28 protein-coding genes and 1 pseudogene are annotated in these 25,042 nt (G+C 39.8%); 18 read left to right on the top strand and 11 right to left on the bottom strand.

Annotated elements, in window-relative coordinates; genetic code table 11:
- Window positions 1–129 precede the first annotated feature (129 nt).
- From G0029_RS05035 to pabC, 4 genes are all read right to left on the bottom strand, one after another.
- The gene (locus G0029_RS05035; protein WP_180108007.1) at window positions 130–549 is read right to left on the bottom strand and encodes a PaaI family thioesterase; all 420 of its coding nucleotides are present in this window, start codon (window positions 547–549) and stop codon (window positions 130–132) included.
- 68 nt (window positions 550–617) lie between these two features.
- Window positions 618–1,223, bottom strand: coding sequence for a dTMP kinase (gene tmk / locus G0029_RS05030; protein WP_180040130.1), 606 nt, complete (start codon window positions 1,221–1,223; stop codon window positions 618–620).
- Between the two features lie 9 nt (window positions 1,224–1,232).
- Entirely contained in the window at window positions 1,233–2,285 is a 1,053-nt protein-coding gene (gene mltG / locus G0029_RS05025) for an endolytic transglycosylase MltG (protein WP_180108006.1), read from the bottom strand.
- A gap of 1 nt (window position 2,286) precedes the next feature.
- Window positions 2,287–3,096 (bottom strand): aminodeoxychorismate lyase, encoded by an 810-nt coding sequence (gene pabC / locus G0029_RS05020; protein WP_180108005.1) that lies wholly within the window; start codon window positions 3,094–3,096, stop codon window positions 2,287–2,289.
- 169 nt (window positions 3,097–3,265) lie between these two features.
- Here pabC and G0029_RS05015 point away from each other — a divergent pair, with 169 nt between their 5' ends.
- From G0029_RS05015 to G0029_RS04980, 8 genes are all read left to right on the top strand, one after another.
- Window positions 3,266–4,264: a sulfate ABC transporter substrate-binding protein gene (locus G0029_RS05015; protein WP_180108016.1), complete on the top strand. Its 999-nt coding sequence runs from the start codon at window positions 3,266–3,268 to the stop codon at window positions 4,262–4,264.
- Window positions 4,265–4,441: 177 nt separating this feature from the next.
- A complete protein-coding gene (locus G0029_RS05010; protein ID WP_180108004.1) occupies window positions 4,442–5,455 on the top strand; it encodes a sulfate ABC transporter substrate-binding protein in 1,014 nt (337 codons plus the stop codon).
- Between the two features lie 33 nt (window positions 5,456–5,488).
- A complete protein-coding gene (locus G0029_RS05005; RefSeq protein WP_180110025.1) occupies window positions 5,489–6,094 on the top strand; it encodes an alpha/beta hydrolase in 606 nt (201 codons plus the stop codon).
- 85 nt (window positions 6,095–6,179) lie between these two features.
- Window positions 6,180–7,013, top strand: a complete 834-nt coding sequence (gene cysT, locus G0029_RS05000; protein ID WP_078190342.1) for a sulfate ABC transporter permease subunit CysT — start codon at window positions 6,180–6,182, stop codon at window positions 7,011–7,013.
- On the top strand, window positions 7,010–7,897 hold the full coding sequence (gene cysW, locus G0029_RS04995; protein ID WP_078192018.1) for a sulfate ABC transporter permease subunit CysW: 888 nt from the start codon (window positions 7,010–7,012) through the stop codon (window positions 7,895–7,897). Before cysT ends, cysW begins: the two co-directional genes overlap by 4 nt.
- 11 nt (window positions 7,898–7,908) lie before the next feature.
- Complete coding sequence (locus tag G0029_RS04990; RefSeq protein ID WP_180048716.1) at window positions 7,909–8,970, top strand: sulfate/molybdate ABC transporter ATP-binding protein; 1,062 nt, start codon at window positions 7,909–7,911, stop codon at window positions 8,968–8,970.
- Window positions 8,971–9,025: 55 nt separating this feature from the next.
- Window positions 9,026–9,949, top strand: a complete 924-nt coding sequence (locus tag G0029_RS04985; protein ID WP_078192020.1) for a CysB family HTH-type transcriptional regulator — start codon at window positions 9,026–9,028, stop codon at window positions 9,947–9,949.
- A gap of 162 nt (window positions 9,950–10,111) precedes the next feature.
- The gene (locus G0029_RS04980) at window positions 10,112–11,326 is read left to right on the top strand and encodes an OmpP1/FadL family transporter (RefSeq protein WP_227591869.1); all 1,215 of its coding nucleotides are present in this window, start codon (window positions 10,112–10,114) and stop codon (window positions 11,324–11,326) included.
- Between the two features lie 58 nt (window positions 11,327–11,384).
- Here G0029_RS04980 and carO read toward each other — a convergent pair whose 3' ends face one another.
- Entirely contained in the window at window positions 11,385–12,125 is a 741-nt protein-coding gene (gene carO / locus G0029_RS04975) for an ornithine uptake porin CarO (RefSeq protein WP_180108001.1), read from the bottom strand.
- A 374-nt stretch (window positions 12,126–12,499) separates the two neighbouring features.
- On the opposite strand from carO, the gene dapD reads away from it, so the two are divergent.
- The 5 genes from dapD to G0029_RS04950 all read left to right on the top strand — a co-directional run bounded on the left by dapD (window position 12,500) and on the right by G0029_RS04950 (window position 15,859).
- Window positions 12,500–13,321: a 2,3,4,5-tetrahydropyridine-2,6-dicarboxylate N-succinyltransferase gene (gene dapD / locus G0029_RS04970; RefSeq protein WP_078190347.1), complete on the top strand. Its 822-nt coding sequence runs from the start codon at window positions 12,500–12,502 to the stop codon at window positions 13,319–13,321.
- A gap of 112 nt (window positions 13,322–13,433) precedes the next feature.
- Complete coding sequence (gene queE / locus G0029_RS04965; RefSeq protein ID WP_180108000.1) at window positions 13,434–14,144, top strand: 7-carboxy-7-deazaguanine synthase QueE; 711 nt, start codon at window positions 13,434–13,436, stop codon at window positions 14,142–14,144.
- 29 nt (window positions 14,145–14,173) lie between these two features.
- Entirely contained in the window at window positions 14,174–14,845 is a 672-nt protein-coding gene (gene queC, locus G0029_RS04960; RefSeq protein ID WP_078190349.1) for a 7-cyano-7-deazaguanine synthase QueC, read from the top strand.
- Window positions 14,846–14,858: 13 nt separating this feature from the next.
- Window positions 14,859–15,266 carry a hypothetical protein gene (locus tag G0029_RS04955; protein ID WP_078192024.1) on the top strand — a complete coding sequence of 136 codons (408 nt, stop codon included), beginning with the start codon at window positions 14,859–14,861 and terminating at the stop codon, window positions 15,264–15,266.
- A gap of 134 nt (window positions 15,267–15,400) precedes the next feature.
- A complete protein-coding gene (locus G0029_RS04950; RefSeq protein ID WP_111883962.1) occupies window positions 15,401–15,859 on the top strand; it encodes a peroxiredoxin in 459 nt (152 codons plus the stop codon).
- A 59-nt stretch (window positions 15,860–15,918) separates the two neighbouring features.
- Here the strand turns inward: G0029_RS04950 and G0029_RS04945 are convergent, their stop codons facing one another.
- A complete protein-coding gene (locus tag G0029_RS04945) occupies window positions 15,919–16,518 on the bottom strand; it encodes a LysE/ArgO family amino acid transporter (RefSeq protein ID WP_180107999.1) in 600 nt (199 codons plus the stop codon).
- A gap of 139 nt (window positions 16,519–16,657) precedes the next feature.
- Between G0029_RS04945 and G0029_RS04940 the strand changes: the two genes are divergently transcribed.
- Window positions 16,658–17,545, top strand: a complete 888-nt coding sequence (locus G0029_RS04940) for a LysR family transcriptional regulator ArgP (protein WP_180110024.1) — start codon at window positions 16,658–16,660, stop codon at window positions 17,543–17,545.
- A 16-nt stretch (window positions 17,546–17,561) separates the two neighbouring features.
- On the opposite strand, the gene G0029_RS04935 is transcribed toward G0029_RS04940, so the two are convergent.
- Window positions 17,562–18,128 carry a YceI family protein gene (locus tag G0029_RS04935; RefSeq protein ID WP_180107997.1) on the bottom strand — a complete coding sequence of 189 codons (567 nt, stop codon included), beginning with the start codon at window positions 18,126–18,128 and terminating at the stop codon, window positions 17,562–17,564.
- 88 nt (window positions 18,129–18,216) lie between these two features.
- A complete protein-coding gene (locus G0029_RS04930; protein WP_180107996.1) occupies window positions 18,217–18,786 on the bottom strand; it encodes a nicotinate-nicotinamide nucleotide adenylyltransferase in 570 nt (189 codons plus the stop codon).
- Window positions 18,787–18,892: 106 nt separating this feature from the next.
- Here G0029_RS04930 and G0029_RS04925 point away from each other — a divergent pair, with 106 nt between their 5' ends.
- Together G0029_RS04925 and G0029_RS04920 are read left to right on the top strand one after the other, a co-directional pair.
- Window positions 18,893–19,693, top strand: coding sequence for an enoyl-CoA hydratase-related protein (locus G0029_RS04925; protein WP_078192396.1), 801 nt, complete (start codon window positions 18,893–18,895; stop codon window positions 19,691–19,693).
- 95 nt (window positions 19,694–19,788) lie between these two features.
- On the top strand, window positions 19,789–20,562 hold the full coding sequence (locus tag G0029_RS04920) for a nitroreductase family protein (RefSeq protein WP_078192029.1): 774 nt from the start codon (window positions 19,789–19,791) through the stop codon (window positions 20,560–20,562).
- 208 nt (window positions 20,563–20,770) lie between these two features.
- Here the strand turns inward: G0029_RS04920 and G0029_RS04915 are convergent, their stop codons facing one another.
- Both G0029_RS04915 and G0029_RS04910 read right to left on the bottom strand, forming a co-directional pair.
- Window positions 20,771–21,088 carry an NGG1p interacting factor NIF3 gene (locus G0029_RS04915; protein ID WP_180110023.1) on the bottom strand — a complete coding sequence of 106 codons (318 nt, stop codon included), beginning with the start codon at window positions 21,086–21,088 and terminating at the stop codon, window positions 20,771–20,773.
- A gap of 15 nt (window positions 21,089–21,103) precedes the next feature.
- Complete coding sequence (locus G0029_RS04910) at window positions 21,104–21,985, bottom strand: LysR family transcriptional regulator (protein WP_180110022.1); 882 nt, start codon at window positions 21,983–21,985, stop codon at window positions 21,104–21,106.
- Window positions 21,986–22,141: 156 nt separating this feature from the next.
- Between G0029_RS04910 and G0029_RS04905 the strand changes: the two are divergent.
- Both G0029_RS04905 and G0029_RS04900 read left to right on the top strand, forming a co-directional pair.
- Window positions 22,142–23,739: pseudogene (locus G0029_RS04905) on the top strand (FAD-dependent monooxygenase).
- 410 nt (window positions 23,740–24,149) lie between these two features.
- Window positions 24,150–24,659: a hypothetical protein gene (locus tag G0029_RS04900; protein WP_227591864.1), complete on the top strand. Its 510-nt coding sequence runs from the start codon at window positions 24,150–24,152 to the stop codon at window positions 24,657–24,659.
- 35 nt (window positions 24,660–24,694) lie between these two features.
- Here the strand turns inward: G0029_RS04900 and G0029_RS18420 are convergent, their stop codons facing one another.
- On the bottom strand, window positions 24,695–24,823 hold the full coding sequence (locus G0029_RS18420; RefSeq protein WP_257223223.1) for a KGW motif small protein: 129 nt from the start codon (window positions 24,821–24,823) through the stop codon (window positions 24,695–24,697).
- Window positions 24,824–25,042 lie beyond the last annotated feature (219 nt).

Raw genomic sequence — 25,042 nt, 5'->3', positions numbered from 1 at the left:
TCTACTAAGCTATTGAAATTATGCAAATAAAAATACACTACGCAGAAAATTCACCAACCAATGCACAATTTATTTAGACAGACTGCTGCATTTTAATCCAATCTAATGGATCAACTGCATATTTTCAGTTCAATGTCGCTGCGGAGGAATCGAATAGCTACCAGTAATATGTGCCACAGGCTCATCCACACCTGCTGAATAAACCAATACCTCACCATAAATGATGCTTTTACCGACTTTAAGTAATCGACATTCTCCCCGCAAATCTTTATTCGCCTCAGGCTTCCTTAAAAAGTTAATATTCATACTTGTGGTGACTGCAAGTCCGACAATTCCGATCTCCCCCAATATAGCCACATATAGCGCAAAGTCCGCCAAAGTCATCATGGTTGGGCCAGAAATCGTATTACCTGGTCTTAGATCTTGTTCGGTGACATGCCAAATTAAGGTCGCGGTTTGCTGTCCAACCTCTTGAATCGTGCAATTTTTTAAACTTGGGGCAAATTCACGTTGTAAAAAATCAATAATCTCCTGTTTTGTAGCATGCATAAAAAATCATCCATAACTTTTGCTATGAATGATTTTTAAATCAATTGCCTAACAAATACTATGGCATTTTAGATCTGCTGTAGATGCGATAATGCCTGTTGGAAAACATGCTCAGGTGTTTGGGTTGCGTCAAGGCGTTTCATTCGTTCAGGGTGCGTTTGATGAATCTCAGCAAAACCTGATCTTACTTTCTCAAAGAAAGTTGCTTTCTCTTGTTCAAAACGGTCTAAAGCACCACGCTCTCTTGCTCTTAACATTCCTGTTTCAATCGGTGCATCAAGCCAAAAAGTAATATCCGGTATACGCGCAACAAAACTTGCATTTAAGACATTGAGCTTGTCACGATCTAAACCACGTCCTGCACATTGATAAGCAAAACTCGAATCGGCAAAACGATCACATAAAACGATTTTACCTTCTGCCAATGCAGGTAAAATCACGCGCGCCAAATGCTGTGCACGTGCAGCATACATAAGTAACAACTCTGTATCATCACTCATTGCTTCATCATGATTGACGGCCAAAAGTAATGCACGAATTTGTTCAGCCATAGGTGTACCACCCGGCTCACGTGTAAGTACGACATTTTTACCCAAATTTTGGAAATGATCATGTAATTTACGAATGAGTGTAGTTTTACCCACACCTTCCGTGCCTTCAAAGCTAATAAACATGCTCACTCCTCAATTTTTCGCACGAATTACCGATAAATACTCTTGTACCGCTCGGTTATGGTCTGACAAATTACTGCTAAATTTATGACCACCGTTACCTGTTGCCACGAAATAGATGTTATTTGACGCATCTGGATGCATCGCGGCTTCAATAGCTTTTTGACTTGGCAAAGCAATCGGTGTAGGCGGTAAGCCATTGATCGTATAAGTATTATATGCTGTAGGTGTACGTAAATCTTGGCGAGTGATATTGCCTTGGTATTTATCGCCCATACCGTAAATCACAGTTGGATCTGTTTGCAAACGCATCCCTTGTTTGAGACGACGCACAAATACACCAGACACTTGTTCAAGCTCACTATCAATACTGGTTTCTTTTTCAATAATCGACGCCATAATTAAGGCTTCATATTTATCTTTGTACGGTAAATTTTGAGCTCGATTAGTCCAAGCCTGATCTAAGGCTTTGATTTGTCGGTTATATAAATCCTTCAAAATTTTTCGATCAGACTCGCCTTTTGCAAAGAAATACGTATTCGGTGCAAATAATCCTTCAGGGTGTGAATACGAAATGCCGAGCTCTTTTAAGATTTCTGCATACGGTAAATGACTGATGTCATGCGTCACCAAAGGGTCATTTTTTAAAGCATCTATCAGTTGCTTAAATGTCGTCCCTTCGATCACTAAAATTCGATTCATTTGCGCATTTTCAGAATTCGAAATCAACTCCATAACTTCTCGTACACTCATACCTTCATGAATTTCATACACACCTGCTTTTAAGGTGTCATTAATCATGAACTTTTGATACAACTTCAAAATAATAGGAAAATGAACTTGTTTCTCTTTGGCTAGTCTGTCAATAAATCCTGAATAGGTATCCCCTGCACCAATCGCCAACATTTGCTTTTTGCCTTCCACAGGATAGGCTTTAAACAAACTCGACCACAGTAAGATCGCCACAAGTACAACGATACCAAGTAGCACAACCAAACATGCTTTAAATGGAAAACCTGCTTTGGCAGATTTTTTCTTATTTGTTTTTTTAGACACGGTGGACATATTAACGAATCTGACTTAATTGAAGTGTTCGGAAAAGTTCAATACAAGCTTGAACATCTAACTCAACTCCATTCAGAGTTGATGCAATTTTCATGGGACTTAAGGCATTACAGAAAAAAACACTCTGAAAATGCGTAATTTCATCCATATTGACGTGACGTTGAGTACATGGAATCTGAAGCTGCTGCATCCGTTTTAAAATTTCTGCACGCATGACACCATGTACGCCATTATAACGAAGTTCGGGCGTAATCCATCCTTCATTTGTGCGAATAAAACAATTACTGCTCACACCTTCAACAACTGTACCTTGTACATCCGTCACCAAAGCTTCGCCCCATGGGGTTTGATCCAACTCTGCTTTGAGCATGACTTGTTCTAATCGATTTAAGGACTTTAAGCCCACCAAACTTGGCATGGTTAACCCAATAGCTTGATGTAATACACCACTTTCGACAGTTTCGTACTCAAAATCTGCAACGGTTTTGGGGTAATAAAACACCCAAACATCTGCTGGGTGCTCAGGTAAACTATAGCCACGCTGACCAATACCACGACTCAACACAATTTTTAAAGTGCCATTGACGACATCTTGTTTACGTAACAATTTTAAAGTGTCTTCAATAAGGTTTAAATCTGCATTTAGCTTTAATCGCTCATTGCTCAGTTTTAATCGTGCAATATGCAAAGCTAAAAGTTCTATTTGTCCTTGGCGAATACGTGCCGTGCTAAAACAGCCATCGCCATAGTGAAAGGCGCGATCAAGTAAATCAACTTGTTCTATTTGCTGCGCATTTTTAAAACACTGCATACGTCGTCATCCCAATTACATCACTTTATTTTAAAAAATAATCGCTCAGCATATATTTCTTTTTTGTTCATATTAAATTCTTTTTTAATTATTTTTTCTGCATTAAAACTACAGATATTCTTGCCTCATCCAACAAAACATGTATAAAAATTGAGGACAACATGAATCTATCGAAATTAAAACTTGGGTTTTTTCTGCATTCATTTCTGCCACAGCATTCAGTGCATCTGCCAAAGATTTCTTAAATGTGTCATATGATCCAACCCGTGAATTGTATGACAACTTCAATAAAGACTTTAGTGTTTACTGGAAAAAAACCACAGGCCAAGACATTAACTTTAAACAATCTCATGGTGGCTCAGGCAAACAGGCTCGTGCAGTTATTGATGGTCTAGATGCAGATGTCGTCACTTTGGCTTTGGCTGCTGATATTGATGAAATTGCTGCACGTGGTTTAGTTGCAAAAGACTGGCAAAAAAAATTCCCGCAAAACTCAACGCCATATACATCGACCATTGTGTTCTTAGTGCATAAAGGCAACCCGAAAGGCATTAAAGACTGGGGCGATATAATTAAACCGGGTGTCGACATTATTACCCCGAACCCAAAAACATCGGGTGGTGCGCGCTGGAACTATCTAGCAGCGTGGGCTTGGGCAAAACATCAAGCAGGTGGTAATGATGCAAAAGCCCAAGAATTTGTCCGCCAAATCTATAAGCAAACCAAAGTCCTCGACTCAGGTGCTCGTGGTGCAACAACTACATTCGCTGAACGTGGTATTGGTGATGTATTGCTGGCTTGGGAAAATGAAGCACATTTGGCAGTTCGTGAACAGCCAGGTAAGTTTGAGATTGTGACCCCTTCACTTTCTATCTTGGCCGAGCCGCCTGTTGCGATTGTAGAAAAAAATGCCAAGAAAGATGGCAATGAAAATTTAGCCAAAGCGTATTTAAATTATCTGTACTCACCTGCAGGTCAAACCATTGCTGCACAGAACTTTTATCGTCCACGTAATGCTGCGGTACTAGCAAAATATAAATCCGTCTTTAAACCTTTAAAATTAGTGACTATTGATAAAGAGTTTGGCGGTTGGAGCAAAGTGCAGAAAAAGCATTTTGAAAATGGTGGCGTCTTTGACCAAATCGTGAAGACCAATAATTCCAAATAATGCTTTAAATACCGAAAAGCATCGTCCTTTCGCATAAGGTCGATGCTTTTTTTTTCGTAGCTACGTCTGTTATCTTTTTTATTCATATAAAATTCGTTTTTAATTATTTTTTATGCATAAAGATTGGCGCTATTCTTCACCCATGTTACAGATAAAGTAAAAATTATTGAGGTTCACATGAGTATTTCCGCAAAATTAAAATTGGGTGTTCTTGCTGCAGTCATTTCGACGGTTTCTTTTGGCGCAGCTGCAAAAGACTTCTTAAACGTATCTTACGACCCAACGCGTGAACTCTATGAAAGTGTGAATAAAGACTTCAGTAAATATTGGGAAAGCCGTACAGGTCAAAAAATTAATTTTAAACAATCTCATGGTGGTTCAGGTAAACAAGCGCGTGCCGTCATTGATGGCTTAGATGCCGATGTGGTGACTTTAGCTCTCGCAGCAGATATTGATGTGATTGCAGAAAAAGCCAAACTTTTACCTGCAGATTGGCAAAAGAAACTTCCGCAAAACTCAACGCCATATACCTCAACGATTGTATTCTTAGTCCGTAAAGGCAACCCCAAAGCAGTTAAAGATTGGGGCGATCTGGTTAAACCAGGCGTGGGTATTATCACCTCAAATCCGAAAACCTCAGGCGGTGCACGTTGGAACTATTTAGCTGCATGGGCTTGGGCAAAACATCAAGCGGGTGGTAATGATACAACGGCTCAAGAATTTGTCCGTAAGATTTATAAAAACACCAAAGTACTCGATTCAGGCGCACGTGGTTCGACTACGACCTTTGCTGAACGTGGCATTGGTGATGTATTACTGGCTTGGGAAAATGAAGCACATTTAGCGATTCGTGAACAACCGGGTAAATTTGAAATTGTGACCCCTTCACTTTCAATTTTAGCTGAGCCACCTGTTGCTATTCTTGAAAAAAACGCAGAGAAAAAAGGTAATCTTTATTTAGCCAAAGGTTATTTAAACTTCCTTTATTCACCACGTGGTCAGCAAATCGCAGCTCAGAACTTTTACCGTCCACGTAACGCTACAACGCTTGCACAATACGCATCAGTCTTTAAGCCACTTAAACTCGTAACCATTGATAAAGAATTTGGTGGTTGGGATAAAGTCCAAAAAGCACACTTTGAAAATGGCGGCGTGTTTGACCAAATCGTTAAAGCCAACAACGGAAAATAAGATCAGTCATTGACTGAATCAGGAGAACTTGACATGACACATACAGTAATTGTCCCGGGTGTAGGCGGTAGTGAACACGCACATTGGCAATCTTGGTTACAACGTCAGCTCATGTCTAGCTCTCGTGTTCAGCAAAAAGATTGGAATCACCCTGTACTCAAGGACTGGATTAAACAATTTGTTCAAACCGTACGACCTCTACAGGGTGAAATTCAAATTGTGGCGCATAGCTTTGGTTGTTTGACCACAGTGGCAGCATTGGCCTTGCATCCTGAACTGAATAAAAAAATCAAAAATTTAGTTTTGGTTGCGCCAGCCAATCCAGCTCGCTTTGGAGAAAACGGCTTTGCACGCGACAGTACAACGGATTACAAAGCATTTTTTCATCAATTAAGTATTCGTGTGCCGACAACGATGTTGATTAGTGAAAATGATCCTTGGCTTGGCTTTGAAGATGCAAAACAACTTGCTGATGCTTGGAAGCTTTACCCTGTAAATATGGGTGCTGTGGGTCACATTAATGTTGCATCAGGTTTTGGACCGTTTCCTAAAATTTTCAATTACTTAATTTCAGAAAACCACATGAAACATATCAGCTTTACTGATGAAAACAAGTATTTATTTCAATTTGCTTTTTAAGTACTGAGCATTAAGCTTGTCGCAAAATCATTTATTCAATTTTGCTGACCTTTTAAGTCAGCTTTTCTCATTTTGAGGAGTCATCATGTCGCAGCGATCCCGAGTGCTGCCAGGATTTGGTCTTTCTCTAGGCTTTACCCTAGCGTATTTATCCTTAATTGTGCTCATTCCCCTTTCGGCCGTATTTATTAAATCTTTAGGTATCGGTTGGGATGGACTATGGGAAATTTTAAGCTCAGAACGTATTTTAAAATCGTTACAACTGAGTTTTAGTGCCGCCATTATTGCTGCGTTAGTCAATGTGGTTTTTGGTTTGCTCTTAGCATGGTGTTTGGTTCGTTATACCTTCCCGGGTAAACGTATTGTTGATGCTTTGGTTGATTTACCTTTTGCATTGCCAACTGCCGTTGCGGGTATTGCATTAACTTCGTTATATGCACCGACTGGTTGGATCGGTCAGTACCTTGAACCCATTGGCATTAAAGTCGCATATACCCCGATCGGTATTACCTTGGCCCTCATCTTTATTGGTATTCCTTTTGTGGTTCGCACTGTACAGCCTGTACTGAGTGATCTAGAAACTGAACTTGAAGAAGCAGCTTCGGCACTGGGCGCAAACCGCTTTCAGATCGTGACCAAAGTGATCTTACCTATTCTATTTCCTGCGCTGTTAACAGGTTTTGCTTTGGCCTTTGCACGCGGTGTGGGTGAGTATGGTTCGGTGATTTTTATCGCAGGTAACCAACCCTTCAAAACTGAAATTGCCCCATTGATGATTATCTCTCGCCTTGAAGAATATGATTATGCAGGTGCGACCACGATTGCTGTTGTGATGCTGGTGATTTCTTTTGCCATTTTATTCTTAATTAACTTGGTTCAAGCATGGGCAAGTCGCCGTACAGGGAGAACTGCACGATGAATACGAACAGTAATGCGCTTGCGGAAAAATTACAGTCGCGTGATGCAACGCGTGAACCGACATGGGTTCGTTATACCCTGATCATCATTGCTTTAATTTTCTTCTTAAGCTGCCTGATTCTGCCATTGGTTTTGGTTTTCGTTGAAGCCTTTAAACAAGGTGTTGGCGTTTACTTCCAAGCACTGGTTCATCCTGATACATTATCTGCGGTGAAACTGACATTACTGACAGCTGTGATTGCCGTACCGTTGAACGTGGTCTTTGGTGTAGCTGCGGCATGGTCTGTTGCCAAGTTTAATTTCCGTGGTAAATCTATTTTAACCACGATTATTGATATGCCATTTTCAGTCTCTCCAGTCATTGCAGGCTTAATGTTGGTACTGATTTTTGGTACTCAAGGTTGGTTAGGCGGCTGGCTGATGGATAACGACATCAAAATTTTATATGCCGTTCCAGCCATTGTCCTTGCTACTGTGTTTATTACCGTTCCTTTTGTGGCACGTGAGTTGATTCCATTAATGGAAGCTCAAGGAACAGAGGAAGAAGAAGCAGCAATCGTATTGGGTGCTTCAGGCTGGCAGACATTCTGGAAAGTGACACTTCCAAATATCAAATGGGGCTTAATCTACGGCGTGATTCTCTGTAATGCACGTGCAATGGGTGAGTTTGGTGCTGTTTCTGTGGTTTCAGGTCACATTCGCGGCGAAACCAACACCTTACCGCTACACGTAGAAATCCTTTATAACGAATATACCTTTAGTGCTGCTTTTGCTGTGTCTTCACTATTAGCGCTCTTGGCGATTGTGACCCTGATTTTAAAAACATGGGTTGAACTACGTCAGGAACGACAAGACAAGCGTAAAGAAGATTCACAAGTTTCTTAAGGAATGACCTCATGAGTATTCAAGTAAAAAATATTGAAAAACACTTTGGTGCATTTCATGCACTTAAAAATATCTCTTTAGATTTCCCTGATGGCCAGCTCGTTGCGTTGCTTGGCCCATCAGGCTGTGGTAAAACCACCCTGCTCCGTATCATTGCAGGACTTGAATCTGCCGATAGCGGTCAAGTCATTCTAGAAGGTGAAGATGCCACTAAAGTTCATGTCCGTGAACGTGAAGTTGGTTTTGTATTCCAACATTATGCACTGTTCCGTCATATGACCGTATTTGACAACATTGCTTTTGGTTTACGTGTACGCCCACGTGCAACACGCCCATCTGAAGCCGAGATCAAAAAGCGGGTTACTCGTTTGCTTGATCTTGTTCAGCTTGGTTTCTTGGCTGACCGTTACCCTGCTCAACTTTCAGGTGGTCAACGTCAACGCATTGCACTAGCACGTGCTTTAGCGGTTGAACCGCGTGTGTTATTACTGGATGAACCTTTTGGTGCATTGGATGCCAAAGTTCGTAAAGAATTACGCCGCTGGTTACGTACCTTGCATGACGAACTCCACATCACCTCTATTTTCGTGACCCATGACCAAGAAGAAGCGCTTGAAGTGGCCGATCAAATCATTGTGATGAATAAAGGCAACGTAGAACAGATTGGCTCGCCGCGTGAAGTTTATGAAAAACCTGCAACACCGTTTGTATTTGACTTTTTAGGTCAAGCCAACCGTTTTGAAGGTCAAAATAGCAATGGCCTTTTTCAAATTGGTGAAGACCGAATTTTGTTGCCACAAAATGCCAATGCACCGCAAGGCAATGTCATTGCCTTTGCTCGTCCGGATGAACTGCGTATTCATGCACAGCCGCAAGAAAATGCCATCCAAGCGACTTTTGTACGTGAGCTTTGGATTGCAGGTAAAGTCATTGCTGAACTGCATGACCGCCAAGGCAATCTGATCGAAATTTCATTAACGGCTGATGAAGCGAAAGCACATCAATTCCGCCCAAATCAAACGGTATGGTTAAGTGCAACGAACTTGCATTTATTTGAAAACCAAGTTGCATAAAACAATAAGTTGGGGCCTTCACAAGCCCCACTTGCTTTTAAGGTAAAATAAAATTATGAATTTCCAACAATTAAGAATTATTCGAGAAACAGTACGTCAGAATTTTAATTTAACAGAAGCGTCTGCTGCACTTTACACCTCGCAGTCTGGCGTGAGTAAACACATCAAAGATCTAGAAGATGAACTTGGTGTACAGCTGTTTATCCGTAAAGGTAAACGTCTACTCGGTTTAACCGAACCAGGCCAGTCATTATTGGGTATCGTTGAACGCATGCTCGTAGATGCAGATAATATTAAACGTCTGGCAGATGACTTCAACAAAGTAGATGAAGGGACATTGACGATTGCGACCACACATACGCAAGCACGTTATGTCTTGCCGCCGATTGTGAACCAATTTAAAAAAGAATTTCCAAAAGTTCATCTAATTTTGCAACAAGCAAGCCCTATTGAAATTACAGAAATGCTCCTTCAAGGTGAAGCGGATATCGGGATCGCAACCGAATCATTAACCAATGAAGATAACCTGGCAAGCGTGCCTTACTACAACTGGCAACACAGCATCATTACGCCTAAAGAGCACCCACTGACCCAAAAATCAAATATCACCATTGAAGATTTATCGAACTATCCAATTATTACCTATCACGGTGGTTTTACAGGTCGTTCAAAAATTGATAAAGCCTTTGAAGATTCAGGCTTTGATGTTGATATCGTGATGTCCGCACTTGATGCAGACGTTATTAAAACCTATGTTGAACTTAATATGGGAGTGGGTATTGTCAACGATGTGGCATATGACCCAGAACGAGATTACCGTTTAAAACAAATTCCTACCGATATTTTTGGTGTTAATACCACTTGGATTGCTGTTCGCAAAGGACATTTACTACGTGGCTATGGCTATGAGTTTATTTCTTTATGTTCACCAGATGCTGACATCAAAGCGTTGAAAAAAGTCGCTTACCCAGAAGACTGATAGGCCAATTAACGAATTAAAGAGGACACCTGCTGTCCTCTTTTTTTGGTAAACACATATTTTATCTAGGTTTTCTTGGCTTTATTTTTAATTGTGATTAAAATACATCCAACACAATAAAAATTAAAACCTCATTACTTCCGACCCATAAGCCAGGACTTTATGAAAAATCAATTCGTCGCAGTGGCAGTCGGTATCGTCTGCCCCATACAAATCATGTATGCAGCAGGAATAGAAAACTCAGATCAATCGATCTCGGCCTTTCTTGAACCCGGAAATTATACTGAAGCCAGTTTCGCTTATGTCGATGCTCAAGTTGACGGCAAAGTTCAGAATCAAGGCTTAATTAGTGAATTGGGCATCACTGATTTTTCTACAGGGAATCTCGCTCATCAACAATTTTCTGGGAAATTTGCACTTAAAATTCAACCACATGAAAATATTTCTGCGGGAGTAATTTATGAGCAACCTTTTCATACTGATATCAGTTATCAATATAGTCCTCGCTTACCAGATAGCTCAAATATCGATATTGAAAGCGCCGATATTAACTTTAGAACGCATAACCTAACTGGACTGGTAGGCTATCAACCCAATAATAATTGGAATATTTATAGCGGTTTAAGCCTACAAACATTTAAAGGTGATTTAAAAATTTCTGGGCAACAATATGCTGCTCTCAATGGCTACCATGCCGATTTTAAACAAGATGAAGCGATTGGTTGGCTGCTCGGATTCAGTTATCAAATCCCTGAATATGCTATTAAAACTAGCCTAACCTATCGTTCAAAAATAAAACATGAAAATAAGACCTCTGAATCAACTTTATATTCAAATGGTCCTTTTCAATTAGTACTTGACACCCATACCTCAATTCAAACGCCACAAAGCGTCAATTTTGATTTTCAAACAGCCATTAGCCCACACAATGTTGTATATGGCACAGTTCGGTGGATTAATTGGAAACATTTCAACATTCAGCCACCGCAGTTTAATGCCGTGCTTCAATACGCGGCACTCGATCCACAATACCGTGATTTAGCTGATATCCAATTGGTTGAATATCAGAAAGATCAATGGTCAGGAAAGTTAGGGATTGCACATCAATTGAATCCGAGTTGGCTCGCTGCTGCAGAGTTTATTTGGGACAACGGGACAGGAAATGCGGCGTCTACCTTAAACCCAAGTGATGGCTATCGAGGTTTAGGTTTAGGTATGATGCATAAATTTAACCCGAACAATTTTCTAGCGACTGGCCTGTATTATATGAAACTCTCAAAACCATCGAATACTGAAACATCTCATATTTCAGGTCTTGCAAGTGTCTCAGACAATGATGCCATGATCTATGGTCTGAAATTTGGTCACAGATTTTAAACGCTTTCTAATAAACAAAAAAACGAGCCGAAGCTCGTTTTTTTGTTTCATTAAGAACTTACCAATGGTAGCTCACACCTACTTTAGCTACTGGCATCCATTCATATTTGTCATCGTTTGCAATTTTACGTGCCTCATTATCTACAGATTCGCTGATTGAAGGTGAGCCTGTTACAGAGTTTTGAAGATTACCGTACTCTTGAAGTTTCACAGTAGGGTTGCCAGTGTAATAAGCACCTACTTCACCAAATACACCAAAGTTTTTATTTAATTTTGGTGCAAAACCTAAACCTACATAAGGCGCAATGTCGTTATCATAAGATAAGTTACCTTTCACACCACCAATGCCAGTGTAGCTCGTACCATCAACTTTAATCGTACCTTCGGCATTTTTATTATGTTTATTTAGACCGTATTCATTATCGATATAACCTACACCTGCAGCAACATATAAGCCTTGTGCCCAAGGACTCGTACTTGCGCCCCATGGACGAATTTCTGCATTTAAGTAGCCAACGCTGTTATCCATATCCATGTCATATTTAGTGCCATTGATTGACAAATCATCAGACCATGAAATATCACCACCGTTATAACCTAATGCAAGGCCGACGTATGGGTTCGCAGTCCAAAGTAACGCACCACCATAACCAGTCGTACCCACTTCTAGACGAGCGCCAGTTGGGATAAGTTGGTTTTGATCAAATGCATAGCCATCATGAACTACAGAGGTATCTGCCATTGCAGTACCTGCAACAGTAAATAGAGCAGCTACTGTTAATAAACGTAATGATTTCATGTGTTTCTCCTCAAAATAAACTGTTATTCAGATTTTACAGACTTGTTATATGGCACATGTTAAAAGGAAACACAGCTCAACATTTATGCAAATTTACTGATTTTTTGTTAACTTTTGATACATTTAGATTTTAATATTGATTAATAAAGAGTTTTTGTTTCATTTTTTTAAATATAATAATGATGTTAAGGAACAATTCTGTATATTTTGCGTATTTTTTATACAAACCTTATGAAAATGCTAAATTCATCACTCTTAATTTCTTGGATTTAGTGCTTGCTTAATAATTAATTCCGATCCTAGGCCGATTTACCATCTATTTTTAACTCGATTTAGTGTAAAATCTTGGAAAATTTTTTTCTGGATGGAAGAACATGTCTCAGCTTTCAACAATCATTGAACAAGCGTTTGAAGACCGTGCTAATTTCACTGCAGCTGACTGTCCTGCTGAAGTACGTGCAGCAGTAGAAGAAGTGATCGCTGGCCTAGACAACGGTACATTACGTGTTGCTGAAAAAATTGATGGTGAATGGATTGTTCATCAATGGGTGAAAAAAGCCGTTTTGCTTTCATTCAAATTGAATGACAACAAACCAATGGAAGCTTGTGACTTACGCTTCTATGACAAAGTTGATACTAAGTTCTCTGACTGGACTGAAGAACAATTTAAAGCTGCAGGTGTACGTGTAGTACCACCTGCTGTAGCACGTAAAGGTTCTTTCCAAGCAAAAAATGTTGTATTGATGCCTTCATATGTCAATATTGGTGCATATGTTGACGAAGGTACAATGGTTGATACATGGGCAACTGTTGGTTCATGTGCTCAAATTGGTAAAAATGTTCACTTATCTGGTGGCGTTGGTATTGGTGGCGTTCTTGAACCACTTCAAGCGAATCCAACAATCATTGAAGACAACTGCTTTATCGGCGCGCGTTCTGAGATCGTTGAAGGTGTGATCGTAGAAGAAGGTTCTGTGATTTCAATGGGCGTATTTATTGGTCAATCGACTAAGATTTATGACCGTGAAACTGGCGAAATCCATTACGGTCGTGTTCCTGCTGGCTCTGTTGTGGTTTCTGGCAGCCTGCCTTCTAAATGCGGTAAATACAGCCTATATGCTGCAGTAATCGTGAAAAAAGTTGACGCGAAAACTCGTGCGAAAACAAGCTTGAACGAATTATTACGCGAAGACTAAGTTTTATTTCAGCGGAGCATTCGTGTTCCGTGGAGCTTCTATCGCTCCTCGTCTCTACGGTTAGCAATAATCGTAGAGATTTTTTGTTTTTTTATATCTGGTTAATTTTGTTATGAGTACCCTTCGATCTTCCGCTATTCCTGTTTCTGATCCGTCTGCGGGTTTACGTATTACGGAGATTTTTTATTCATTGCAAGGTGAAGCCAATACCGCAGGTTTGCCTACGGTCTTTATCCGCTTAACGGGCTGTCCGTTACGTTGCACTTATTGTGATACGACCTATTCGTTTGAAGGCGGTGAACGCCAATCATTAGAAGAAATTATTCAAACTACTTTAGATTTTAAAACCCCTTATATTTGCGTGACGGGTGGTGAGCCGCTTGCTCAACCGAACGCTCTTCCCCTCATGACTCGTCTGGCCGATTTAGGCTGCGAAGTTTCTTTAGAAACAAGTGGTGCTTTAGATGTCTCTAAAGTTGATCCGCGTGTTTCTAAAGTTATGGATTTAAAAACCCCAACTTCGGGTGAAGTTGCACGAAATTTGCTTAGCAACTTCGATCATCTAACTCAACACGACCAAATCAAATTTGTAATTTGTAATCGTGAAGACTATGAATGGTCAAAACAGCAAGTTGAGCGCTATAAGCTAAACGAAAAAGTTAGCACCATTTGGTTCTCTCCGGCCTTTGCCATTGAAAAAGGTGCTGTTCGTTTGCCTCAGCTTGCACGTGATTTAGCACAATGGATTTTAGAAGACCATCTCCCTGTTCGCTTCCAATTGCAATTACATAAGTTGCTTTGGAACGATGAAACTGGTCGTTAAGTTTTAAAGAATTATTTGGAGTAATGCATATGCGCCCTCGTGCCATAGTTTTATTGTCTGGCGGCTTAGACTCAACCACTTGTTTAGCTTGGGCTCAAGCACGTTATGAATGTATTGCCTTAAGTTTTATGTATGGTCAACGTTCTACGACAGAACTGGATGCTGCTCGTGAGTTAACTAAGCAGGCTGGTGTAGAACATCGTGTCATTAATATCGATTTAGGTAACTTAGGTGGCTCTGCGTTAACTGACCATAGCATTGAAGTTCCTGATCATGAACAAGCCGGTATTCCTGTAACTTATGTACCAGCGCGTAACACGATTTTCTTGTCATATGCTTTAGCTGCGGCGGAAGTTTTTGGTGCAGAAGCGATTGTCATTGGTATTAATGCAGTTGATTACTCAGGCTATCCAGACTGTCGTCCAGAGTTTATCGAAGCATTTGCCAACATGGCTCGCCTTGCAACAAAGGTTGGCGTTGAAGGAAAACCACTTAAATTTGAAACACCTCTGTTACATTTATCCAAAGCAAATATCATTCGCTTAGGTATAGAACATGGCGTAGACTACAGTCAAACGGTGTCTTGCTATCAAGCAGATGACCAAGGTCGTGCTTGCGGTAAATGCGATAGCTGCCGTCTTCGTAAACAAGGTTTCGTTGACGCAGGTGTTGAAGATCCGACACGTTACATACCGAAATAACAAGGTAGGGTTTATGAAAAATTTAAAATCAAACATTATTCTTTCTGCTGCTTTCTCTGCAGCTGCATTGTTTGCTTCAGTTGCACACGCTGACAACGACAAGCTTCAACAAGCATATAAGAGCACTAACGTTAAATCTTCGTTAATTAATGTTTGTAAAGAAGAAACTGGCAAAGGTAAAAAACTAACTGCCGCTGAAGTTAGCAAATACTGTACGTGTGCTGTTGAAGCAGATGGTCGTTTAACCAATGCTCAAAAATGGGAAATCCAAAGCACAATCAACCAGAAGAAAAGCCCTGCAACACTCGCTTTTGTTCAAAAACAAAATAAAGACCTTCAAGCATGTTTCGGTCCTCAGTTAACAGGTAAATTAAAAAATTTAACTGAAGAAGCAATGAAATCTGCTCAAGCGAAAAAATAATTTTCGTCTTAAAAAAGCCTGCAAATGCAGGCTTTTTTATTGCTTTAAGTTCAAAGTAAATTCTGTATGATGGTCATATTTCACATACTTTGTTTAAGCCCCTTTAGGGATAAGACACGAAAAAGGAAATCTTCATGACTGAAATTAGCTTACCAAATCAAACCTTTCCAACTACCTCAGGTGAAGTTAACCTTGCGGAACTTAACAATGACTGGCTGATTGTTTACTTCTACCCTAAAGATTCAACACCAGGATGTACGACGCAAGCCATTGGGTTTTCATGCTTAAAAGATCAGTTTGATGCGCTTAATACCCCAATCTACGGCATTTCTCGTGACTCGGTTAAAGCCCATCAAAACTTCACTGAAAAGCAAAATCTAAGCATTGATTTAATCAGTGATAAAGAAGAAGTGCTATGTCAGCATTTTGACGTGATTAAAGAAAAAAATATGTATGGCAAAAAGGTTATGGGCATCGAACGTTCAACCTTTATTTTCCATCATGGCAAGCTGGTAAAAGAATATCGCAAAGTCAAAGCTGCAGGCCATGCAGAACAAGTCTTAGAAGATTTAAAAGCACTACAAGCAGCATAAAATAAATGATTTGAGCCTGCTCCTATAGGAATGGGCTCAAACTTAATAAGAGCTTCTAACTAGAGCAATAATGAAATTGCAATTCCCCACATCACAACGCCAATAATAAAGTCTAAAACCTTCCATGCCTTTGCACTTTGGAAGAGCGGTAATAAATAGCGCGCGCCAAATCCGAGGACAAAGAAAAACACCCATGAAGCTGTAATTGCCCCAATCGCAAAATATACGGCTGTCGATTCAAACTTCGTTGAAATAGACCCAATCAGCACAACCGTATCGAGATATACATGTGGATTTAACCACGTTAAAGCCAAGCAAATCAGCACCAACTTCAATAGTTTGGTTTCATTCTTCTCATTGGGCGCTAAACTGCTCGAAGTTTTGAAGGCTTGCAGAAAATGCTGTGCTCCATAAACTGTTAAAAACGTTGCGCCTAAATATTTCGCTCCACTCACAATTTCCGGATAACTTTCAACCAATTGGGAGAATCCGAGTACACCCAATAAGATGAGTATCGAATCAGAAGCAGCACAAATAGCGCAAAGCCAAAAGACATACTGCTTTTTTAACCCCTGCTTGAGAATAAACGCATTTTGCGCACCAATCGCGATAATTAGGCTAAATCCAATTGCGAGCCCTTGCATATAACTGTGCAACATTTTTTAACTACACTTTCAAAGCATTAAATGAATGTTGCTATTATCGAAGCTTATTGTTAAAAATAAGTATTTATAAATAAATATCATTATAACTAAGTTTTTCTTAGTTTATGGAATCTCTAATGCTCATAGGTGACTCATGTTACAAAGCAAACATAGTGAAGCATTTCTTGCAGTTGCTGAAACAGGAAGCTTTGAACAAGCGGCACTGCGTTTAAATATTACGGCATCTGCGGTCACGCTCAGGCTGCAAACTTTAGAAAAGAAATTAGGTCATGTGCTCATTGTACGTGAACGTCCGTGCCGTCCAACACTTGCAGGCCAATCTTTATTGCATTATCTACAACACAGCAAATTATTAGAACATAATTTTCTTCAAAATCTAACAGGACAAACGGCGAATGCTTTCTATCAAGTCAATATTGCAACCAATGCTGACTCACTTGCGACATGGTTGCTTCCGCTATTCAAAGATCTCTTAATTGAAGAAAAAATCGTGATTCATTTTCAGGTCGATGATCAGTCACAAACACATCATTTATTAGAAGCAGGACTAGTCAATGCCTGTGTCACAACAGAATCGGAAGCCATGAAGGGCTGCGTTGCAGAATATCTGGGAGAAATGCATTATCGCTTTGTAGCAACCCCTGATTTTATCCAAAGATGGTTCGGTCAAGGCGTGACGCGAAATGCCTTAAGGGCTGCGCCTGCACTGATTTTTAATGAGAAGGATGACCTACATACGCAATCGATTCAGAAGAATTTCGGGCTCAATCCTTCACAATATCCGCATCATTTCATTCCCTCTTCAACTGCATTTTTTGATGCCATTACGATGGGCTTGGGCTATGGATGGTTACCCGACTATCAAAGCAAAGACTTATTAGCAGCGGGAAAATTGATAGAGCTTTCAACAGAACTCAGTATTGATTTAGCCTTGTATTGGCATCATTGGAACCAACAATCAATTCAATTACAGAAAATAACTGCTGTTATGCTACAACACGCCAAAGATCATATGTGTTGAAGCCAGCAAAATAGGGTTATTCAAGCCGCCATTGGCCTTTGAGTTGTATTAATACTTGCTCACCTACTCCACCGAGTGCTTTACGCATACCAAAATCACTACGTTTAATGGTTGCTAAAGATTGAACATCCAACACTTTTGGATTTTGTGGGCTTGGGGTGAGTGTGGTATCGAAGATCACAGGCTTAGTGATGCCACGAATGGTGAGATCCCCTCGAATCATATACTTGGCATAAGCCACGGGTTCGATTTGTTTACTGACAAACTTCACTTGCTTAAATTCAGCGGCATCAAAATATTCACTGCCCAAGATTAATCCTTTCAAGCTTGGGTTACTAAAACTGATGCTATCCACATCTAACACTAAATGCGCTGAACCTTTATGCGGAATTTCAGGATCAAATTTTAGGTTCGATTGAACCTTATTAAAGCGGCCTTCTACAATAGACAGCCCCACAGATTTAATACCAAAAGTGACCTGACTATTAGGCGTTAGCGTCCATTCAGCAGCATGTAGGGGAAATACGCAACATAAAGCGAAGGCTCCCATATATTTTGCAAACGTTCCCTGACGCAAACTCATGTTTTTCTCCTGAATAAAACACAGCCTAAAATCACTACAATGTTTATTTTTTTACTCCATTGTGGTGCTAGAAATTTAGCGTTTTTTTTTATAGCAGATTTGTTTTATCCTGAGTCATAAATTTGTGTTGAAGTTGTTTATAAATGTCTGTCTGTTGAAATTTTAGCAAAAAATCAATGGTACCTTGAGGAAAGGCATCTCGTTCAATTTCACCACGAAAATACGCTTCACGTACTGGTGTCGCAGAAATCGCCCCTTCTAGACTATCCAGCTCAACCATTTCCCACTCGGGGAAGAATTTTAAATAATAAGAAGAATCATCTTTAAAATGTCCAATCAAACCGACTTTTGCATTCGTTTCAACCACGTCACTTACTAAAGATTTGACTAACTTTTGCCATTTTTCATCGTTATATACATCAATCACATGCACAAACTTGATTCGCTTCTGATCTTGCTCTGAAAAATTCGACAAGATCATCTGCTCACGTTCTACAGCCAAAAATGGATTTTTGATATTACGTTCATTTTGCGCCGAACCAAGCGCCAGAAGCACATATTGACTTTGTTGCAAGGCAATTTTAATGGTTTGCAAATGCGCTAAATGGAACGGCTGAAAACGCCCAATGAAAACCAAATAATCAAATGTATATTTCATATCAAATCAAACTTTTTATGAACTGAGCAGTTGTGCCACAGGCTGAAATATGCGACATAATGTCGAGCATAAAATCAAAACGAAACTTTTACGCAAGGATAGTACGATGACACTGAGCTGTATTCAACAACCCCATGAACATTTGAATGCGAATTTGGACAATGGCGTACTGACCTTAGCCATTAACCGACCTCAGGCGAAGAACGCGCTGTATACAGAATTATATCTGTGGATTGCAAAAGCATTAGATGAAGCTGATCAAGATACTTCAGTGCGTGTAGTAGTACTCCGTGGTCAAGATGCAGACTTCAGTGCGGGCAATGACATGCAAGATTTTATGAAATCTGCTGCTCAAAAAGGACAAGCTCCAGCTTCAGAAGGCGCACCTTTTATTTTGTTAAAATCTGCTGCTCAATTTTCTAAGCCGCTGATTGCTGCGGTTCGCGGTGTTGCCATTGGGATTGGTGTTACGATTCTGCTTCATTGCGATCTTGTCTACAGCGACAATACTGCCCTATTCCAAATTCCGTTTGTGAGCCTTGGTCTATCGCCTGAAGGTGCATCGAGCAAGCTATTGGTTCAACAAGCCGGCTACCATAAAGCGGCGGAATTACTGTTAACTGCTCAGAAGTTTGATAGTGCGACAGCGCTTTCAGCAAATTTGGTCAATAGCATTGAAGAAGATGCTTATGCGACAGCTGCGAAAAAAGCAGCACAGTTATCTGCACTTCCACTAGCGTCTTTGGTTCAATCGAAAGCATTAATGAAACATAATGTAGATGAAATCGTGGCATGGATTGATCATGAAGCTGAGATTTTCATGGATCGTGTAGGCTCTCCAGAAATGATGGAAGCTGTTGCCGCCTTTATGCAAAAACGCAAACCTGACTTCTCTCAGTTCAATTAATGTTTTAATGTAACTAAAAAACCACTCATATTTGGGTGGTTTTTTTCATCTCAGCCCCAATCTATTTTCTAAATTAAAAAACTGGATGTTTCCACATGACTGCAGTATCACAAACTGAAACTAAACCTGAAAAGAAACGCTACTACGAGCCTGCGCCTGAAGGCATCGATATCGAGAATTTTAAAAAAGTTGTACAAAGCCGTCGTTCTGTACGTAAGTTTACCGACAAGGCCATTCCAAACGACGTTTTAGATGAATGCTTAGACCTCGCCTTGCTTGCACCGAATTCATCGAATTTACAACCGTGGACATTCTATGTCGTTCAGAACCCTGCAAAGAAAAAACAATTGGTGAAAGCTTGCTTAGGGCAACTAGCTGCAAAAACTGCTGCTGAATTGATTGTCTGTGTCGCGCGTACCGACCGTGTAGATGAAATGGCAAAACGGAATATTTCTGAATTTCCATTTCCTGAAGCACCCGCAGCGGTACAGAAGTATTACAAGTTTATTCCTTATAACTATAAAACTGGTTACTTCAACGCCCTAGGTAACTTTAAGAAAGTTGCTTTCAAAGTTGCACGTACACTGGATAAACAATTGCCTGTAACAGCTTTTAATGAAGCAGATGCAAAACTTTGGGCGAGCAAAACCACAGCATTGGCTTGTGAAAACTTAGTTTTGGCTTTACGTGCCTATGGTTTTGACAGTTGTATGATGGAAGGTTTTGATGAACCTTTGGTGAAGAAGATTTTAGGATTAAATGCTCAGCAATACCCAGTGATGGTGATTGGTGCAGGTGAACGTGCTAAAGATGGTGTATTCTTCCCGCAGTATCGTTTTGACCGTGATTTATTTATTCAGAAGGTTTAACTTGCTTTCAATTGAATACTCACAACCTCAATTAGCTACGTGACTTTAGTTTATAACGCGTAGGTATTACGTTACTTTGAAGGATCAAAGTAACCAAAATCCCTTGTTAGACAGAAGATTCATCCTTGAATCTCTGTCTAACGGGTGACATCCATGTCACCCTTCGTGTATCTACTTTTTTCTATAACTTAAAAATTTAAAAGCATCATTAAAATTGAATATCCACCATTTGAATAAACTCAAATGCTGGCTCTTCATAAGGATGACTTACTTTTAAAGCCCTTGCGACCTCACTCGCTTTATCTTCAGGTACAATCATTTCCACGCGCCATTCTGGAATTTTCTCCAACATATCTAACTCACCAATAAATGGATTTGCACCTTTTACAGGTTTAAACTGCCCTGTTCCAAGTACTTGCCAAGCGCAGTGTTCATAGTTGCCTATACCGCCTGCACCTGCGTCAAATACAGCAAGTTTAGTCGACTCTAGGTGAGACTCAGGTACATAATAAATTAGTTTTAACATTGGCTATTCCAGACGCTATTGTGCAGTTACATTATTTAAAGCACTGTAAATCATTTTCAATGCAACATTATTCGATGCATTCGGATAGGTTGCATATAAACCTAGTTTCGGTAATTCCACATCTGTTTGAATGACTTTGACCGAATCATTAAAAAATTTGAGTAAATATTCGGGCACAAAACTCAGGCCCATGCCCATATTAATCAAATTTAAATGCTGCATGACATTGGTCACCCACAGCATATGATCATGTTGATGCTGATCAAAAGGAATCAAGACATTTAAGGTATCGTAAAACACAGGAGAAACATTTTGCTCACACATAATAATGGTGTGATTTTTTAATTCTTGAAGTTTTAAGATTCGATCTGATGGATGCAGATGCGCTGCACCGACTAGATAGATCTGCTCACTTAAAACCTGAATATTGGTAAAGTCGTCATGACTTAAGTGATAACGCGTAAAGCTAATATCCAATTCAGTATTTTTTAGTTTTTGAATCTGCTCTGTACACGTCAAGCTATGTAAATGAATTTTCAAATCAGGGATATGTTGTTTTAATTGCGCCAAAATACTCGGCATAATTTTCAATTCTGCGACATTTAAAAAGCCAATATGTATTTGATTATTTTTGGCTTGCGCCACGTGGCGAGCTGCTGCTATAGCTTGTTTGGCATTTTCTAGTGCTTGCTCTGCATATTTCAGAAAAGCCTGCCACTCATCGGTCAGTAAGACTTTTCGGGCAGAACGTTCAAATAATTGCACCCCAACCTCCTGCTCTAAGTCTTTAATTTGCTGACTGAGCGATGGTTGTGCTGTAAATAGTTTTTCCGCTGCCTTAGTGAAACTCTGTTCTTTCGCCACCGTCACAAAATAACGTAAATGTCGTAATTCCATTCGCTTCACTCCACACACTCACTACATCACCCGTGTCATGCAGTCAAAATACCAATAGATCTATAGTTTATATGAATATCCATTCTACTCGGAAAATCATTTGCCTAGACTGCGGACTATTCCAAGTTTGCGCTTCACATACACATGGAGTTTTGTATGACACAGCAATACGATACCGATGTTCTGATTATTGGCACAGGGCCTGCAGGTTCTACTTTAGGTTTAGCCTTGGCAAATTACGGTATTCAGGTTCAGCTTTTTACCCAATTTAATTGGTTAACCAATAGTCCTCGTGCCCATATTACCAACCAACGTGCGATGGAAGTGTTACGTGACTTAGGTATCGAAGAACAGGTCAAAGAAATTGCAACTCCTTGGGAGCAGATGGGTGAAAGCCTCATTACCACAAGTCTTGTCGGTGAAGAAATTGCCCGTATGAGTGCTTGGGGCACGGGTGATGAACGTCATGGCGATTATATTAAAGGTAGCCCCTGTCCATTAGTCGATCTTATTCAACCGAAAATGGAAGCTTTGTTGGTAAAAAATGCAGCCGAGCGTGGTGCGATTTATAATTTTAATACTGAATATTTATCGCATATACAAGATGAGCATGGTGTAACAGCAACCTTTTTAAATCGTATTACAAATACTGAATTCAGCTTACGTGCCAAATATTTGGTCGGTATGGATGGGGCAAAATCCAAAATCCTTGAACAGCTTGATTTACCCCTTGAAGGGGTGATGTCTCGCGCAGGTACAGTCTATGTCACGTTTAAAGCAGATCTCTCTCAATATGTGAAAAACCGCCCTGCTATTTTGCAATGGATTGTTAACCCTGAAGCGAGCTTTGGTGATCTGGGCATGGGCTTACTCCGTGCCATTACACCTTGGAATGAATGGATTATGGGTTGGGGCTTTGATATTTCCAAAGGCGAACCACAAGTCACCGAAGAGCAAGTTCGTGCGCGTTTAAATGCCTTTGTCGGTGCTGAAGTAGAAAATGTCGAAATTCAAAAATTGTCTTATTGGTATGTGAACCAAACATGGGCAACTGAATACTCGAAAGGGCGTGTATTCTGCGGCGGTGATGCGGTACATCGTCATCCACCATCAAGTGGCTTAGGCTCAAATACCTGTATGCAAGATGCTTTTAACCTCGGTTGGAAACTTGCATACGCAGTTAAAGGTTGGTCACTGCCATGGCTACTTGATTCTTATACATTAGAGCGTGCGCCTGTTGGCAAGCAAATCGTGGCGCGTGCCAATCAATCTCGCTTTGACTATAAGCATCTCAAAGAGGTATTTGGCTTTGACCAAGGCATCACAACTTAAGCTCAAATTCTGAACCTGAAGTATTTGAAAAAGATCAACAACTGTACTTACAAGCGACCACGCGTCCAGGGGCTAAAGTTCCACATACTTGGATTATTGATGCCAAAGGCGATAAGCAATCAACTTTAGATATTACAGGGCATGGTCATTTCACCCTACTGACAGGTCTTTCAGGAAAAGGTTGGAAATCTGCTGCTGAATCGTTGAATCTACCTTATTTAGATGTGATTCAAATTGGTTCTCGTGAATACCGTGACGTTTATGGTACATGGAATGCGAAATCTGAAATTCATGAATCAGGCGCTGTCTTAGTTCGTCCAGATGGTTATGTCGCTTGGCGATACCAAGACAGTACTAATGCTGCTTTTGATTATGAAAATACGTTAAAGGCTGTGTTAAAACAGATTCAGTTAATGATTTAAATAGAATCATTAACAGTCAATCATCAAATCAAATTTTAATATTTGATCACGGAACCTACGACATGGATGTCGCCCGTTAGGCTCTGTCGGACTAAATGTTGAGTTGGTATTGTCTCTAAATTTACCACGTACAGTGCTCAAAATTGCCTACCTCTGACACCTGCTTCAAATACGGCAAGTTTGGTAGATTCAAGATGCTATTCAGGTATGAAGTAGATAAGCTTGAGCATTGCATTTGATATATGAAAATTTACCTAATGCTAAGTTATATTAAACCCATTAAGAATATATAAAGATTAACAATGACTAAAACCTTTGAACAACAATAGAATGATCACTTTCCAAATAAAGTTCCAATTCCATACGTATTTAAATTTTATTTTTCAGAATATTGGTTCCGTATACACAGTTTGCCAAAGTCTAAACAATATGCAGACACAACAGAAGAAGTGCTACTTTTATTAGATCATCAAAATCAGATCATTACAGATTGCTTAGGCTTAGATACCTCGGTTTACCTTGTGACTGGTAATTATATTACGCCACATTATTCTCAGCCAGAGCCAAATTATTTCCACCCTGAGTATGATAGAAGAAAAATCATTTCCTACAATTTAATAGAATCTCCTTCTATAAATCTACATCAGATAGATCCTGATTACTTTGATGATGGTGATAAAAATGATAACTGTTTTATACCTTTATACACTCAAGTAATATGGCGGCCTAAAAAACATGATGATTTATTATTAAAAATTGCAAATGAAGAAATTGAAGCCTTTCTCATTTCATTTGATAAAAAAATTATTGTTGCACCTTATGATGGTGGTATTGATTTTATTATTCAAGATGAAATTCTTAAACAGGACTTAAAAGTAAAATATAAAGACTGGCTATCTCCCAGAGATGATGGTTTATAAAAAACCGCCTCACGGCGGTTTCAATTGTTCAAATATTACATCTGCAAAGCATAACCCAAAACTAAAAACACCAACTGCAAACACACGACTGCACTAAAAAGCTTCCAGCCCTTTTTACGCAGCGCAGACTTATCCACTGCCGAATATTCTACTATTTTAATCATGTCATCACCTCATCATGAGTGTTGATACTGAACTCGTTTACTTATCCATCTTTCTTTTATCTTGCTAGTCTTTAATCTTGCATAGTTATTGTGCATAAATTACACACTAGCATGTTTCCACAAATATAAAAGCAAAATCTAAACCAAGTTCAGTGGGAGAAATAAAAATTTAAAACCAACAAAAAACCACCCGCAGGTGGTTAAAAATCGAAAGCGATT

Origin of the sequence: Acinetobacter sp. YH12138 (assembly GCF_015218525.1) — a bacterium.
In the GTDB taxonomy this organism is placed as follows: domain Bacteria; phylum Pseudomonadota; class Gammaproteobacteria; order Pseudomonadales; family Moraxellaceae; genus Acinetobacter; species Acinetobacter amyesii.
Note: the sequence above shows the minus strand (reverse complement) of the source record. Positions and strands in the feature narration are given on the sequence as shown.